Source organism: Alphaproteobacteria bacterium, assembly GCA_017308135.1.
Lineage (GTDB): Bacteria > Pseudomonadota > Alphaproteobacteria > CACIAM-22H2 > CACIAM-22H2 > Tagaea.
The window spans coordinates 1-15,559 of the sequence record JAFKFM010000008.1 but is presented as its reverse complement, the minus strand read 5'-3'; the positions used below and the strand labels follow the sequence as shown (position 1 = coordinate 15,559).

The window sequence follows — 15,559 nt, the reverse complement described above, 5'->3', positions numbered from 1 at the left end:
CAGGTTCGGGGAGCTTTAGAGTCGCATGGCCGTCGTCAATATGCCCGGTGTCGGAAGCGGCGAAAACCGCCGCGAAGCGATCGTCGCCGCGGTGTGGGATGCTATCTGCGACGGCCGTCTGCCGCCCGGCGCCAAGCTGGGCGAGGACGAACTCGCCCGCATTTTCGAAGTCAGCCGCACCATCGTGCGCGACGCGCTGAAGGAGCTCGCCTTCCGCGGTATCGCCGAGATTCTGCCCCAGCGCGGCGCGTTCGTGGCACGGCCGACGGTGAAGGATGCCGACGACGTCTACGCGGCGCGCCGGGTCATCGAAGCCGCGATCATCGAAGACGTGGCGAAGAACTGCACCGCCAACGATATCCGGGCACTTCGCGCGCATATCGAGTTGCAAGCGGCCGCGCGCAAGCGCCGCGACAAACGCGAGTTCGTCCATCTGTCGGGCGATTTCCATTTGCAGATCGCGCGCCTCGGCGGCAACCGCATGCTGGCCGAGTTGCTGGAAGGCCTGGTCGCGCGCGCGGCGATCATCACCACGCTGTATCTGCCCGATGGCCATTCCTGCGTGGTCGACGAACATACGCGCATGGTCGATCTGCTCGCCGCCGGCAAGGCGAAGGAATGCATTGCGCTGATGAAGGCGCATCTGCAAACCAACATGCACGCGCATCATTTCGTCGATGACACCCCGCAGCGCGTCGATCTCGCCGCGGCCTTGTCGCCGAAATCGGCCAAGACCCGCGCTTAGATTTTATCGCGCGCGTCCAGCGCCGCGCGGAAGCGGCGATAGCCTTTATCGTGTATCGCGCGGGCTTTCGCTTCGGGCCGCAGACGCGCCCCTTCCCGGCACATCGCCGCCCCGGCCGACCCAAGATCGGGATGGAGCTTCGCGGCGGACGCCGCCGCGATTGCCGAACCCAGCGTGACCGCATCGGGCTCGCCCGCCAGGATCACGTCGCAGCCGGTCGCGTCGGCGTAAAGCTTCGTCAAGTAATCCGCCTTCGAATGGCCGCCGGTCAGATGCAAGCGGTCGATCGCGTAGCCCTTCGCGTTCATCGCGTCCACGATGTGCCGCGTGCCGTAGGCGATGCCCACGGCCGTCGCATGATAAAGCCGCGCCAGACTCTCGAAGGATGAATCGAGTTCGAGGCCGAAGATGGCGCCCTTCAATTCGGGCCGCGCGAGCGGCGAGCGATTGCCGCGGAAATCCGGAATCACCAGCATGTCGGCCGCATAGTCGGGCGCTTGCGCCGCGATATGCTTGGCCATGATCGCATGGCGATCGGGGCCGAGATTGCGGCCTTCCGCGTGCCAATCGAGAATATGGTCGAGCAAGGCGCCGGTCGCCGATTGCCCGCCTTCGTTGAGCCACAGCCCCGGCATCATCGCGCCGAAATACGGGCCCCACACGCCGGGGATGGCGCGGGGTTGCGGCGACAACGCCATATGGCAGCTGGATGTGCCGGCGATCAGCGCGATCGCGCGATCGAATTCGGCGGGTGCGGTTCCGGCCAGAAGCCCGAGCCCGCCCGCATGCGCGTCGATCAACCCGACCGCGACGGCGATCCCGGGTTCGAGACCAAGTTCGGCGGCGGATTCGGCCGATAGGTTCCCCGCGCGATCGCCAAGCTGGGCGGCCTTCGCGGGAATACGCAGCTTTTCCCAAGCGCCGTCGAGCCCGATCGTGGCGAGGAAATCCGCCTGCCAACCCGGAGTCTCGTGATTGAGATAGGTCCATTTGCAGGTCAGCGTGCAGGCCGATCCGGTCACCGCCCCCGTCGCGCGCCAGACGAGGAAATCCGCGAGATCGAGCGCAAGGCCGTAGCGTTTCCACTTTGCGGGCCGGTTCCGCTTCAGCCACAGCAGCTTCGGCGTTTCCATCTCCGGCGACATGACGCCGCCGACATAGTCGAGCACGCGATGCTGCGTGGCGGTGATTTCCGCAGCCTCGCCGATCGCGCGATGATCGGCCCACATGATGACGTTCCAGCGATCGTCGTCGTCGGATACGCCGACGGGCGCGCCCGACGCGTCGAACATCGCCAACGAACATGTCGCATCGAAGCCGATGGCGGCGACGGCGCCGGGTTTGGCACCCGACGCCGCCATTGCCGCTTTGACCGAGGTCGCGACCGCGCGCCAAATCTCGCCGGAATCGTGTTCCGCGAAATCCGGCGCGGGGCGACGGATGGCGAAGGCGGTTTGCGCGCCGCCCAACGCCTTTCCGTCGCGGGAATAGACGACGGCCCGCGCGCTCGTCGAGCCGACATCCACCCCGATCGCGAGATCGCGCTTCGTCATCCGCCGAGCTTACGCCGGCAGCAGCGGACGCACGCGCTCGATGATCGCCCCGACCGCCTCGCTGGGGTTCTTGCGGCCCAGCACAGCGAGTTGAACTTCTTCGAGGAAGATCGTCTGCGCACGCGCGGCTTCCGGGAAAGCCGGCAGCGGCACGCGGGCCCCCGCCAGCGCCTTCGATTCCACGGCCGCGAGCGGCTGGTCGGCCGCGAAGCCCGGATCCCGATAGGTCGACACGCGCACCGGCCCGTTGCCGTTGCGCGCCGCCCCGGTCGTGACCGCCTTCGACGACATCGTGCGGATGAAACTCCAGGCCAGGTCCTTGTCGCGGGCGTTGCCCAGGATGCTCATCGCCCAGAACTCGACGACCGAGGCGAAGGGCACCTTGCCGCGCAAGGCTTCGGAGATCGGGAACTCGATCGCCTTGATCTTGCCCGGGAACTTCGATTGCTGCGGGTTGTTGAGCTGGGCGAAGCGCGCGAAGGGCAGCACGGTGAAGGCCGCACGCCCCTGCTGGATCCACGTCACCTGATCGTCGTTCGTCGTCGTGGCGAAGGTGCGCGGCAAGGCGCCCGCCTTGAACAAGTCCTGCATCGTGGCGAGGCCTTTTTCCAGCGCGCCGCGATCGGGCACCAGCTTCAGATCGCCGGAAATGAAATCGCCGCCGAAGGCGCGCGCGAAGGTGACCGGGAACACCGACAGATCGCTCGCCAGCACCATGCCGGTGACGGGCGTGCCCGCCGCCGAGGTGAAGGTCAGGCGCTTGGCCTGATCGACGAGTTCTTCGAGCGATTGCGGCGGCGCCTTGATGCCGCGCTCCTCGAGCAGCGCTTCGTTGTAGAACAAGCCGATCGTCGCATGGCGGAACGGCACGGAGACGAGCTTGCCGTCGAAGCGCATCGCTTCCACGAGGCCCGGCGCGATATCCGCGAAATCTTCGATCGGATTGGCGCGCTGCAAATCGTCGAGAGGGGCCATCAGCTTTGCGGCGTCGCGCGTGGCACGGCTATTGACCAGGAAGCCGACGCCGAAATCGGTGCTGCCAAGGCTCGCTTCGCGGAACAGGCGATCCTGCAAGGGATTGGAATCGAACGTCGCCCAATTCACTTCCGTCGAATTCGCGTCGCGCCACGGCTTGGTGAGGTCACCGGCGGGGCCTTGCGTCAGGCTTACCTGATGCACGCGATGGGCGAGAATGTTGAGCGTCTTGGCCTGGGCACGTGCGCTTCCCATGCCCGTCGCGAGAGCCGCAGCCCCCACGCCCATGCCCAAAGCCGTGCGGCGATTCATTTTGAAGGTCGTCATCGTTGGGTTCCTCCCGGGGGTTGTTATTGAAGTCTCAGCCTTTCGTGGCGCCCGACGTCAGCCCCGCCACAAGGTGGCGCTGCATGACGCAGACGAAGATCAGAATCGGCAGCAACTGGATCGTCGCGGCGGCGAACAACACGCCCCAATCGACCCCGTCGAACGAGCCGAGCATTTCGGAAACGATCAGCGGCGCGGTCTTGGCGCGCGTCGAGGTGAACACGAAGGCGAACAGGAATTCGTTCCATGCGAACACGATCACGAAGACCGACAGCGCCAGCATGCCGGGCAGCGCCAAGGGCGCGATGACCTTGGCGATCACCGTGCCCCGCCCCGCCCCGTCGACCAGCGCGGCTTCGTCGAGTTCGACGGGGATTTTGTCGACGAAGGCGCGCATCAACAGCGTGCCCAGCGACACGAAGAACGTGGCGTAAAGCACGATCAGCGTGAAATGCGTGTCGCTGAGGCCAAGCCAGTTGATCAGCGGGAACAGCGGCAACGTCAGCACGATCGGCGGCAGCAGGCGCACGGCGACGAGGAAAGACGCCGAGCGCGTCAACGCCGGCGAACGGAAGCGCGAATAGGCGTAGCCCGCCATCGTCGAGACGATCGCCGTCAGCACCGTCGCGCCGACCGTGACGATCAAGCTGTTCCACAAGCCCCGGAAAAAATCGGGCCAGCGGACCAACAATGCCGTGTAATGCTCCAGCGTCGGGACGAAGGCGAATGTCGGCGGCACGGCGAAAATCTCGCGCGCCGGCTTCAGCGACGATAGCGCCATGAAGGCGATCGGGAACAGCGACCACAGCAGGATGACCGCCACGGCGGCGGTCTTGCCGATGCCGACACCCAGGCGATTAGCGCGCATCGGAGGTCATATCCTTGCGCAGCGCGAACAGATACCCCGCCCCGAGCACGAGCGAGATCGCCAGCATGATCCAGCCCGTCGCCGCCGCCTCGCCGAAGGCGTTGAAGCGGAAGGCTTCGAGATAGAGATAGACCGCGAGCACCTCCGTCTGGCGCGCCGGACCGCCCTGGGTCATCAGCCAGACTTCGGAGAACATGCGGAAGACGAAGATGTAACGGAACAGCGCCGCGACGACGAGGGCGGGCACCAGCAAAGGCAGCGTCACCTTGCGGAACATCTGCAACGGTGTGGCGCGGTCGATCAACGCGGCTTCGTAAAGCTCGCGCGGGATCGACAGCCGCGCGGCGTACAGGATCAGGAAGGTGAACGGCAGATGCAGCCAGATCGACAGCAGCGAGATCAGTGCCAGGCCATGCGACGGTTCGATCGACCATTCCAGGATCGGCAGGCCGATCGCCTTCATCGCCACGCTAACGGGGCCGACATCGGGATCGAACAGATAGCGCCAGATCACGGCGGCCGAGACTTCCGACACGGCATAGGGAGCCAGCACCGCCGCCAGCAGCAAGCCCCGGAACGGCAGGCCCGACGCGAACAGCAACGCCATGCCGAGGCCGAGCAGCAATTCCAGATGCACGACCAGAACGACGATGAAGATCGTGTTGCCCAACGCGCGCCAGAAATACGTGTCGTTCAGCACCTTCACGTAATTGACGAGGCCGACGAAACTCGGCGCGCGGCCGAAGGTCGAGTTCGTGACGCTGAGCCAGATCACATAGACGGCCGGAATCACGATCACCGTCAGCAGCAACCCGTGCGCCGGCGTGATCCACGGCAAGGCCGCGGCGAATTGCCGTTTCGTGACTGTCGAGCCCATACCGCCGATATCCGTCAGGCCGCCGCGCGCGCGCCGCTGGCCGCGATCGGTGTCCAGCCTTCGATGGTCGAGCGGTACATCGTGCGCCGATAGCCGGGATAATCGTTGATCGCGGTGTGCATGACGCACGGGTTCAGCCACATGCCCAGCGTGCCCGGCGCCCAGCGCAGACGGCAATTGAACTCGGGGCGCGTCGCGACCTTGAACAGATAATCGATGATCGGGCGCGTTTCCGCGGGCGTGAAGCCCTTGATGCGATCGATGACGGAACTGACGAACAGATAGCGCTCGCCCGTCACCGGGTCCTTGCAAACCAGCGGATGCTCGACCTCGAAGCTCGCGATCTTGTGCACGTCGGCGCGCATCTTCACGCTGCCGTATTGCTGGCCCAGCACGCCCTTGCCGGAATGGACGACGACGAAATCCTCGATCATCGCCTTCATCGCCGGCGACAGCGAGCGATACGCCCATTCGAGGCTGGTGAAGCACGTGTCGCCGCCCACCGGCGGAACCTCATGGCCGTAGAGCATGGTGATGCCCGGCGGCTTGGCGAGCCAAGCGAGATCCATATGCCAATCCTCGCCGATCACCTTGCCGGTTTCGTCCGGCTCGCGGTTGAGGACCATCAGATCGTCGTAGCCGTCGATCGGCTCGTGCACGGGGTTGCCGCTGAACGGCCCCAACGCGGCGCGCACTTGGTGCACGTCCTCCAGCGCCATCTTTTGATCGCGGATCGCGAGCACGTGGAAGCGATGGATCGCGCGCTTGATCTCGGCCATCGTTTCCGGGCTGCGGTCGCGGGCGAGATCGAGCCCCGTAATCTCCGCGCCGATCGTGCCCGTCATCTGACGGATCTGGAACCGCTCGAATTTCGTCTCGCGCGCCATTCGCTTCCTCCCCGATCGCCGTCGCGCTATCGCGACTGACTTACGTGCAAGTAAGTATCGGGGATTGGACAGGGCGTGTCAATCCGCCGCACTTTGCCGCATCGCAATATCGGGATTCAGCGCCGCCAGGCGGCGGCGATCGCCCTTTCGAGCGCGCGGAACGTGGCTTCGACGCTCTCGAAACCGCCGGTATCCTGGGTCGTCGGCGGGCAGGCCTGAACGACGAATCGCACCAGTCGCGCCACGTCGGCGACCGGTGTCGCGGGCGCGAACTCCCCCGCCGCGACCGCCTCGCGCACCGCTTGGGTCAACGCCTTTTCGTAGACTTTGTCGACGCGCTCCAGCGCTTGCGCGGCCAGCGGTCCCAGCACAGGCAGGTCCAAGCGCAGCCGTGCCAGCGGGCTCCACACATTGCGTTCGCCGCGCTTGGTGTTGTAGCGATCGTAGAACGCGCGCAAATCGGCCAACTGGCGGCGCAGGCGCATGGTGAAGCTTTCGCCCGGACGCGCCCAATGCGACAGGATGCGCGCCTCCGCATCCGCCGCGAATTGCGCGACCAGTTCCGCCATCAGCCGGTGCTTGCCGCCGAAATGGTGATGCACATTGGCGCGCGTCGTGCCCGTCACAGCGACGATATCGGCGAAGCTGAACCCCGCATAGCCGTTGCGAACGTAAAGATCGCGCGCCACGCCGCGGATCAATTCGCGCGACTGGTCGGCGCTCAACCGCGCGCGGGGTTTCGTGGCTTTCTTCGTTTTCGTCCGAACGCGCGACAACGCCGACTCCCTCGTTCACGAGCGGCCGTCACGATAGTGGACGAAGACGCGCGGCGCTACTGGCGCCAGCTGAGCGGGAAATTGCCCGAGATGCCGGGCGTGCCCGTCGCGGTCGCGGTCGGGATCGCGGGCGGCGTCAGATTCAACAAGCCCGGCAGGATCGTGACCGGCGCGCCGCCGCCGACCGGTGTTACGGTGATCGACTGGACCGTGCCGCCGGATGTGTTGATCGTGATCGTCGTGCCGGCCCCGAACGTACCCGCATCGGCGGTCACGGTCGGCGTGCCCGCCGGCGGGCTGCCCGTCCCCGTATTGCCGGCCTGCGTGTTGGTCCCCTCGCCGCCTTGCTCGCCGCCGCCGGTTCCACCGGCGGGCGCGGCCGCTTCGGCCAGGATCGCGATCAGCATCGCCTGCACCGCCGCCGGGCTGACCGGGTTGACGGTCGTGGCGTCGGTCGTCGCGGTCGAGGACGATGCCGTCGTGGTGGTCGAGGTCAGGATCTGGGTGATGAGCTGCGCCAGCGTTTCGGTCGTGACGGTGCTGGTCGTCGTGCCTTCGTTGCCGCCGCCGCCGCTACCGCTGGAATTCGCGATCGCCGTGCTGTTGAAAGTGAAACCATTGCCGACCGCCGTTACCGATCCGACCGCGGGCGCGCTGCCTTGGATATCGCCGCCCACGCCGGTCAGCGCCAACGCGCTGCCGAAATTGTTGCTCCCATCCGTCAGCGTCATCGTGCCGGTCGCCGACAGCGACGACGAACCGCCGGTCAAGACGATCGGACCGCTCTGGCTCAGCGTGCCGCCGGCGGTGACCGTCAAACCGTTCGACGCCGTAACGGCGCCTAACGTCAACGCGCCGGAATTCGTCAGCGCGATCGAACCCGCCGTCGCGGTCAGCGACAAAGCGCCGCCGAACGCGTTCGACGCGTGGGTCAGCGCGATATTGCCGCCGGTCACCGATATCGATGAAGGATCGGCGGCACTCATCGCGCCGACCTGGCTGAGCGAACCGCCGGTCACGTCGATCGTCAATGCGCCGGTCGCCGAGATGGCGCTCGCGACCATCGGGCCGCTCTGCGCCCAGCCGATATTCTGTTTGCCGCCGGAAGCGGACAGCGACGTGTTGCCGGAGACGAGATTGGTGAATCCGCCCAGCGAGATGCCGCCGCCCGACGCCGACGCGACGAAATTGCCGGAAGCCGCAACGGCGGCACTCTGGGTGATGCCGCCGGCGGTTGCGGTAAGGATCAAATCGCCCATCGACGATATGCCGAGCGCGCCGACGGCGATCGACGCCGAGCGCAAGGAGACCGTGCCCGCGCCGTTTATGGCGTCGATCGATGTGCCGAGATTGTTGGCGGATTCGTAAAGCGTGATGCCGCCGTTCAGCGCGTCGAGCTGCGTCGTGCCGCCGATATTCAGCACCGCACCGCTCAACTGGCCGATCGAATCGTGCGCTTCCCAGGTGAAGTTCCCCGTGGCGGCGATACCCGTGACCGTGCCGGCGGTATCGCTCGCGATCGCGGCGTCGGCATATCCGCCGTTGCCGAACAGCGCCAAATGCAAATTGCCGGTCACGTCCGCCGAAACGCGCGCGACGTCGTTGTAACCGGAACTGGCGCGCGTCAGATCGAAAGTTCCGTTCCCGCGCAGGATCAGATTCTGCGCGAAGATGTTCGACGCGGCGGATTGCGTGACGCCGCCCGAATGCGCGTGCAACGTCACCTTGCCGCCCAACACGTCGACATTGCCGAGCAGTGCTATGTCTGAACCTTCGAGATAGACCGGCACGTTCGACGCGCCCAGCAGGCCGCCAGCCCCCACTTCGACCGTCTGCGTCGTGGCGCTGCCGATATGCAGGCTGCTCGCCAAGATGTAGGTGAAGTCGTTCCCCAATTGCAGCGTGCCGCTGCCGCCGCCGATGCCGATCCCGACCGAGCCGAGCAACGGCTTGATCGTCACGCCGCCGGTGGTCCACATCGTCGCGGTGCCGGTGGTGATATTGAAAGTATCGGAAATCAGCGTGATGTCGCCGCTCATCCCGCCGTCGCCGATATCGCCGGCGATCGCGATGCCGTAACCGCCGGTCGACGTGCCGTTCATCGCGATATTGCCGCTATTCGTCGTGACGGTTCCGCCGCCCGCGACCTTCACGCCATCGCCCACATTGGCACCGCCGGTCCCGTCCAGCGTCAGCAATCCGGCGCCCGACGAAACCGTCGCGCCGTTGCCGACATTGATGCCGTCGGCACCGCCGCCCGCACCCGAGCCGCCCGTACCGGTCAGCGTCAGCGTGCCTGAATTGGACGTGATGGAAACGGCATCGGCCAAACGAATGCCATAGACGGTCGATCCGGGCGCCGTGCCGCCCGTACCCGTCACGCTGACATTGCCCGTCCCGGTGGATTCGATAACGCCCGTGCCCGAGAAATCGAGCAGCACGACGCCGGAGGAATCGTGCATACCTTGGCCGGAGATATTGATACTGCCATTGAGCGTGCGGACCGCCGCATTCGTCCCCGTCAGATAGAAGCCGGCCCCATAATTGCCGGCGTTGCCGGTCACCGTCACGTTGCCGTTCCCCGTCGAACGGATCGTCGAACCCGCCAGCCAGATGCCGTCGTTGCTGAATCCGCCGGTGGTGCTGCCCGTCGCATTGACCGACAACGCGCCATCGACCGTTTGGATATCGGCGCCGCTTTGCAGATAGACGCCACGACTGCTGCCGCCCGACGACGGACCGCCCTGGCCGGTGACCGAAATCGTGCCGGTCCCCGACGTCGTCAGCGTGCTGCCATCCATCGTCACGCCGTGCTGGCCCGCGCCGGTATTGCCGCCGGTGCCGTCGATCACGATATTGCCTCCGCCCGCGTTGATAACGGCGCTGTTGACGATGGAGACGCCGACATAGGCGCCGCTATAGAGGCCCGTGGCGTCCAGCAGAATATTGCCGCCGCCGGTCGAAATATTCTGGTCGATCGAAATCCAGTTGTCGGACGCGAGCGTCACGCTGCCGTTGTCGAGCGTGATCGCGCCTTCGATATTGATCCCCGCCAACGCACTGGTCGAGGTCATCGTAACGGCACGGCCCGGCGTCGTCGTCATCGTCAGGCCGCCGCTCAGCGTGACAATGCCGGATGCCGTGGCGGTGAAATTGCCGTCCATCGAGACGGACGCCAGCGTCAAGTCGCCGGACGCCGCGATGGATACGTTCCCGCCGCTATTCGCCAGCGAAACCGATCCGGCAAAGCTGTTGCCCGTTCCGTTTGTCTCAAGATCGATCGCCGCGGCGCCGGCCGTGAAACTCGCATTACCGCCGACCGTCAGCGCGCCCGATTGGGTAATCCCCGCGCCCGCGACGACCGTAAGACTGCCCGCCGCCGTCGATGTCCCCAGATTGATCGAATTGGCGCCGCCATTCGTCAGCGAAACGCCGCCCGATGAATTCGTGAATGCGATGGTGCCGGTGATGGCGTTCCCGGCGTTGGTCGCCGTGATCGCGCCCGCACCGCCGGTCAGAACCAAGCCGCCGCCGGAGACGAGGGCCGTATTGGTGAAATTGAGGCCGTTGTTCGACGTGAGCGTCATCGCACCGCTGGCCGTCGTGAATGTCGCCGGCCCGGTGACGACAAACCCCGACTGGTTCGTCGATGTGCCGCCGATGGTGAGGGTGCCTGCACCACCGGTCGCGACCGTGGCGGCGCCGAGAGAGATTCCCTGCCCGTCCGTGGAATTTCCCGTGATCGATATCGCGCCGGAGGCCGACGACACCGCCCCGCCAAGCGCCGCGTACACGCCATGCGGATCGCTACCCGACGAGGTCGCCGTTCCGTTGAGCGTCAGCGTGCCGCTATTCGTCAGAATGGCAGAATTCGTGTTCTGCACCGCGATGCCGACATTGCTCGAGCCCGCCGCGACGCCGCCCGTACCGGTGATGGACAAGTTGCCCGTGCCGGCGGCGCGGATGAGGCCGTAGTCCGATCCAGACGCCAGCCCGTCATAGACGAAGACGCCGACGCTGTTGCCGGCCGTGCTGCCGCCGGTGCCGGTGAGGTTGATACTCCCCGATCCCATCGTCTCGATCCGGCCATAGGCGCCCGCGTTGCCGGTCACGGCGATGCCGCGCGAGGCGTTCCCTTCACCGCCCGTCGCCGTCACCGTGATCGTGCCGGCACCATCGGTGCTGATCACGCCGCCGCCGACATAGAGCCCCGCGTTGCCGCCCGAAGCGCCCGTGCCCCCGGTGGCGTTGATCGTGATATTGCCGTCGCGCGACGAAATCGTGCTCGCCGCGCCGACAAGGGTGACGCCGCCATTGTCGCCACCGGCAAAAGTGCCGCCGACGCCGGTCAGCGTGATCGTCCCGGTCGTCGCGTCGCCGCCGCCCGTGTAGCTGCTGATGACGCCGCCGTTATAAAGGAAAATCCCGTGCTGACCGGCGACGGTGGTGCCGGAGGCGCTGCCCTTGCCGGTGATGTTGATATTGCCGCCGCGCGACTGAACGGCCACGCCGTTGATGAACACGCCGGCGAAATCCTCGCCGCCCCCGGTCCCGGCGACGTTCGCGGCCATCGTGATATTGCCGCCTTGCGTGTTGATACTCTGCGAGACATTGATGTACCGGTCCGCCGTCAAGTTGACGGCGCCGCCCGATGTGGACAACGCGCCGGTCAGCGTCATCCTGTCCGCGGACAAGGTCAACGCGCCGGTCCCCATATCCACGGCACCGAGATTGAAACCCGCACCGGGTGTGGCGATATTGACGATCGCGCTCGACCCGGATTTGGAAATTTCCAGGGTGCCGAACGAGTTGCCCGCGTTCGTCGCCGTCACGTTGCCGGGGCCGAAGAAAGTCGCGGCGCCCGAGGTCGTGATCGCCCCCGTCCCTTGCGTGAAGCCGCCATCGGCGATGACGAACAGATCGTTCGCGCCCATAGTAAGGGCATTGGTGAAGACGGCGCCTTGCGTGCGGATCGTCAAATTGCGCCCGAACGTGGAACTGTGGATTTGGATGTCGCCCGTCTGTGTCGACGAGCCGAATTGAAGCGTCCCGAAGCCCGACACCCAGCCCAGCAACAACGCCGACACGGCGGCCGTTCCCGACGCGCCGTTGACGCCGATGGTGGTGCTATCGGTCTCGCCGGTGAAACTGATCGTCCCGCCGCTGGTGCCCAGCAACGACAGCGTGGAGGCGGAATTGGCGATGCTGTTGCTGCGCAGCGTGAGATTGCCGGTCATCGCCGCATCGCCGATCGTGGCGGCCGAGCCGCTGAACTCGATTCCGGCACCCGACGATCCCGCGATTCCGGTGATGGTCACATTGCCGGCGCCGGTCGAACGCACGATGCCGTCCGAACCGACCTCCACGCCCGCGCTGTAGAAGTTTGGATCGCTTGCGACCAGGGCACCGCCACCCGTGCCGGTGATCGTCACGTTGCCGCTTGCCGTCGTCACTTCCGAACCGGTCAGGCCGATATAGACGCCGCGCCCCGTGCCGACGGGCGCCGAAGTGCCGGTTATTTCGATACTGCCGGTGCCCGTGGCGCGGGCTTTCGCCCATAGTAGCGCCACGCCGCCGTTGTTGTCGGTCGCACCGCCAGACTGATCGCCGGCGCCGACCAGCTTGATCAAACCGTTTTGCGTCGTAATATCGACCGCCGTTCCGGGGGCCGCGCCGTTCAAATAGATGCCGGTATGCGAACCGCCGTCGCCGTAATTGTTGCTCGCCGACGCGCCGGCTTCGCCATGGATAATGATTTTGCCGGCGCTCGTCGTCGAAATGACAGAGCTTGCCGCCGCACTAACACCGAACTGATTCAATCCGGTGGTACCGCCATGGCCGGCGATGAAGATGTTGCCGCCTGTTGAGGTAATGTCGGCCCCGCCGGACAGCGATACACCGACGAAGGTGCCGGAACTTGCACCGAAGGTCGGGGCGTTCACCGACTTGTCGCCGGTCCACGACGACACGTTACCCATCAGGGTGATGTCGCCGGAATTCGACGTTACGTTCGCGGCGATCGCGACGTTCTTCGCCGACGAAATCGTGATCGCGCCCGTTCCCGACGCCGACACTGACCCGCCCGACAGGCTGAAGCCGGACGAACCGGCATAAGTGGTTTCGCCAACCAGCGTGATCGCACCGGCGCCGGAAGACGACACGACGGCGCCGTTCATGATGTTGAGGCCTGTGCCCGAACCGTTGGCGCCGCCCCGGCCGGTGATCGAGATGGCGTCCGCGCCCGAAATGCGGGCGCCGTTCATCACGACGCCGAACCAATTCGCGTCACCCCCGGCGCCGTCGCCGCCCTTGATGGTGACGGCACCGCCCGCGACGATCGAATTCGTGCCCGCCGTGATTTGATAGAGCTCGACGCCATGCGCGCTGGCCGCCGTGCCAGCGCCGGCGAGGACGACCGTGCCCGTGCCGCCGGTCGTGATCACGCTGCCGGAATCGATAAAAACGCCCCGGCCGCCGGTCGTGCCGCCCTTGCCGCCCAGCGCGATGCTGCCGCCCGTCGTCGTCAAATCAGCGCCGCCGCTCACCGCCACGCCGTCGAAGGTACCGGTCGTCGCGCCGAAGACGGGATCCGTGCCGGTATGCGGCAAGGTCCACGACGACACGTTCGCCTTGACGAGGATATCGCCTGTCGCGGTCGTGACGTTCGACGAGATTGCGACATTCCGCGTCGCGGTGAGCGAGATCGAACCCGCACTCGTCGCCGTTTGGGCGCCGGTCACGTTGATCGTATTGCCCAGTACAGTCAGGGCGCCCGTCCATGTATTGGCGTTCGACAGCGTAACGGTACCCGCATTGCCCTGGATCGTGACGCCGCCGCCGCCCGCATCCTGGGTGATCGCGCCGCTTTGGGTGAAGCCCACGCCGCCGATGAAATAGGTGCCCGTGCCCAGCGTCGAGAGTTGAAGGTTCGGCGAGATGGACGTATTGAGCGACACGTTCTCCGTCGTCGCCGTCCGGTTCAGCATGATGCTTCCGAACGTGTTGGTGCTCTCGTTCAACGTGACGGCGCCGGTGCCGCCCACCACCAAAGTGGGCGTGCCGAGAATGCCGTAGGTCTGCGTGACGGCGCCGTTGGCCATCAGCGTCACCGTGCCGGACGTCGTCACCTCGCGATTGAAAATGATGGCGCCGCTCGTCGTGAGCGTCAGCGCGCCGGAGCCGAGCGAAAGCGTTCCGCTGCTGGAGTTGTTGAAGAGACCGCCGAGCGCCCCGACGCCGTTTCGTCCTTCGACCAGCATAAAACCGTTATTCGTCGTGATCGCGGAGGTGATCGAAACGTCGCCGCCCGCTTGCAGGACGAGATTGAGGGTGCCGGACGAGGCGGTGATCGTCTCGTCGATATTGATCGTGCCGACGGCGTTCAGCGTCAGCGTGCGCGTCACGCCGCCGGTATAGGTAATGGCATCGTTTACGTTGATGAGACCCGTCCCACTGGTCCCGCCGGTATCGGAATCGATCGTGACATTGCTGCTCGTCAACAGGCCCGCCAACGCGGCCCCTGTGATGTCGCCAAGGGTCGCCGCGATATTGAAATCGTTGGGATCGATCAGCAGCGTGCCGTCGCGCCCGTTGATCAACCTTCGACGCGCGCCGTGTCGTCCGCCCACAGCACGACCTTGCCGCCATCGCCGTTGAGCGTGGCCGACGCGGCGATGACCGCCGCCGCGTCCATGTAAAGCGTTTGCGCGTTGTAGGCCGTGCCCTGGCCGTGCTGGCCGCCGCCGACCAGCACCGTGCCGCCGCCCGCTTCGCCCGAAGCGCGGATATCCGTCCCCGCCGCGAGTTCCACACGCCCGCCCAGCACGGTGACGTTGCCGCCCTTGGCATCGGCTTCGTTGCCGGACACGTCCAAGCGCCCCGCGACGACCGTGGTGCCGTTCTCGCCGCCGTCGATGACGATCTCGCCGTTTTCGATGCGCGCCGAGCGCGCTTCGACGATGCCCGTCACGTTGATCACGTTGTTGATCACGTCGCGCGCCGCGCGCGCGGTCATCAGCACGCGCCCGCCATTCGCTTGAACGGTGCCCGAGTTGTCGACCAGCGCGTTCGCGCCCGTGGGCGCTTGATTGACCGTGCCGGTGGACGCGAACTTCAAAAGCCCGTCGCCGAAGAAATCCAACGTGAAGGTCGGCGTGCCCGCCAGCACCACCGTGCCGCCTTGCGCGACGATCGTGCCCTTGTTCTCGACCGCCGCCGCCGACAGCACGGCGAAGCCGCCTTGGGCGACGTTGACGAAGCCTTCGTTGATTACGCGCGCGTTGACGTCGCCCGCGATCGAGAAGTTGAGATTGCCGGCGAGGAAATCGGCTTGGTTCATGCGCGACGTGGTCGCGACCAAGCCGTTCACGTCGACCATCGCCGATGGCCCGAAATAGATCCCCGCCGGGTTCATGATCACGACCCGGCCATTGGCCTGGATCGAGCCGAAGATCATCGACGGGTCGGGGCCGATGACGCGGTTCAGCGCCAGCGAACTGCTATCCGGCTGGATGAAGCGGACGATATTGCCCGCCCCGATCGAGAAGCTCTG

The 15,559-nt window shown here is 65.9% G+C and carries 9 protein-coding genes; 1 reads left to right on the top strand and 8 read right to left on the bottom strand.

Translation table 11 applies throughout. The features are described 5' to 3' along the window. The first annotated feature begins 25 nt into the window (after nt 1-25). Entirely contained in the window at nt 26-745 is a 720-nt protein-coding gene (locus tag J0H39_08255; GenBank protein MBN9496733.1) for a GntR family transcriptional regulator, read from the top strand. Here the strand turns inward: J0H39_08255 and J0H39_08250 are convergent. The 8 genes from J0H39_08250 to J0H39_08215 form a co-directional block, all read right to left on the bottom strand. After that, the gene (locus J0H39_08250) at nt 742-2,298 is read right to left on the bottom strand and encodes an FGGY-family carbohydrate kinase (protein MBN9496732.1); all 1,557 of its coding nucleotides are present in this window, start codon (nt 2,296-2,298) and stop codon (nt 742-744) included. The two genes, J0H39_08255 and J0H39_08250, sit on opposite strands and share 4 nt — an antisense overlap. Before the next feature lie 9 nt (nt 2,299-2,307). Further along, a complete protein-coding gene (locus J0H39_08245; protein ID MBN9496731.1) occupies nt 2,308-3,585 on the bottom strand; it encodes an extracellular solute-binding protein in 1,278 nt (425 codons plus the stop codon). A gap of 49 nt (nt 3,586-3,634) precedes the next feature. Then, a complete protein-coding gene (locus J0H39_08240) occupies nt 3,635-4,468 on the bottom strand; it encodes a carbohydrate ABC transporter permease (GenBank protein ID MBN9496730.1) in 834 nt (277 codons plus the stop codon). Beyond that, nucleotides 4,458-5,345: a sugar ABC transporter permease gene (locus tag J0H39_08235; protein MBN9496729.1), complete on the bottom strand. Its 888-nt coding sequence runs from the start codon at nt 5,343-5,345 to the stop codon at nt 4,458-4,460. Before J0H39_08235 ends, J0H39_08240 begins: the two co-directional genes overlap by 11 nt. Nucleotides 5,346-5,359: 14 nt before the next feature. Beyond that, nucleotides 5,360-6,232, bottom strand: a complete 873-nt coding sequence (locus J0H39_08230) for a TauD/TfdA family dioxygenase (protein MBN9496728.1) — start codon at nt 6,230-6,232, stop codon at nt 5,360-5,362. 116 nt (nt 6,233-6,348) lie between these two features. Further along, nucleotides 6,349-6,957, bottom strand: coding sequence for a TetR/AcrR family transcriptional regulator (locus J0H39_08225; GenBank protein ID MBN9496727.1), 609 nt, complete (start codon nt 6,955-6,957; stop codon nt 6,349-6,351). Nucleotides 6,958-7,064: 107 nt separating this feature from the next. Next, nucleotides 7,065-14,606: a hypothetical protein gene (locus tag J0H39_08220; GenBank protein MBN9496726.1), complete on the bottom strand. Its 7,542-nt coding sequence runs from the start codon at nt 14,604-14,606 to the stop codon at nt 7,065-7,067. Next, nucleotides 14,603-15,559 (bottom strand): filamentous hemagglutinin N-terminal domain-containing protein (locus J0H39_08215; protein ID MBN9496725.1); only part of this gene is annotated, 957 nt, incomplete at its 5' end. The genes J0H39_08220 and J0H39_08215, both read right to left, overlap by 4 nt.